Annotated in this window: 1 protein-coding gene; it reads left to right on the forward strand. The window is 46.6% G+C overall.

Annotated features, from left to right (window positions below; genetic code table 11):
• Window positions 1-68: 68 nt before the first annotated feature.
• Window positions 69-977, forward strand: a complete 909-nt coding sequence (locus AEYBE204_RS39170; protein ID WP_023464152.1) for a LysR family transcriptional regulator — start codon at window positions 69-71, stop codon at window positions 975-977.
• Window positions 978-1062 lie beyond the last annotated feature (85 nt).

A 1062-nucleotide genomic window follows, 5' to 3' on the forward strand; every position in this document is an offset into this window, starting at 1 on the left:
TTCTAGACAACCTTTTCCCGAGCATTTAGCCTGAATTAAAATTTTAATATCTGTCAGGCTAGTTCATTATGAAAAATGATATCAGAACCCTCGACCTTAACCTTCTTAAGGCCCTTGATGCATTACTGGATGAGGGAAGCGTGACTCGGGCTGCACAGCGCCTCTCCCTGACGCAGCCTGCCGTCAGTGGTATGCTTATTCGCTTGCGTGATTACTTTGACGATCCACTCTTTGTTCGCACCAGCCACGGTATGGTCCCCACAATGCGGGCCAACGAACTTTCTACGCCGGTAAAACAAATCCTCACCGATATCGCTATCCTGCTGAAACCAAAGAAATTTGATCCGGTGACGGTGGAACTGACTTATACCATCGTCGCAACGGACTATGCACTTAAGGCTGTTGTCGTTCCGTTGATGGCTGAGCTAAAACAACGTGCACCGAATATTAAAATCGCCGTGCGGCCCGTGGACAATGAGCGAATGTATCAGCAGTTGTCTCGGGGTGAAGTTGATCTGGCTTTGATAACACCGCAAACAACCCCCGAAGACCTGCATGGAAGAGCGCTCTATGAAGAAGATTATGTCTGCGTAGCACGACGTCATCATCCTCTGGCAGCGAGTTCAGAAATGACGCTCGAACAATTTTGCAAACAGGAACATATTCTGGTGTCATCAGAAGGTAACTTCACCGGTGTTACAGATGAAGCACTGGCTAAGCTCAGTCTGACACGACGAGTAGGCATGTCAGTTAATAGTTTTCAGGTGATACCTGATATATTGCAAGTGACTGATATGATTGCAGTTGTACCTCACCGCATGGTCTTGACTAACAACGATCTCATCATTCTCCCTTTGCCCCTGAAAGTACCCGGCTTTACCAAGAGCATGGCCTGGCATGAGCGAACCCATCGTGACCCAAGTCATCAGTGGATTCGTGCTTTATGCGCAGAAGTAAGCCAACATCCCGCGCCCTGATATAATTTATTTTATTAAGAATATAAGTAATGACAATTCGCCTTATAACTCCATTGCACCAATAATCACTGTCATCACGTTACTG

It is taken from the genome of Asticcacaulis sp. YBE204 (assembly GCF_000495855.1).
Taxonomy (GTDB): Bacteria; Pseudomonadota; Alphaproteobacteria; order Caulobacterales; family Caulobacteraceae; genus Asticcacaulis.

Excerpts from the sequence above, each read along its gene's own strand:
- AEYBE204_RS39170 (WP_023464152.1), top strand. The coding sequence starts at position 69 with ATGAAAAATGATATCAGAACCCTCGACCTTAACCTTCTTAAGGCCCTT.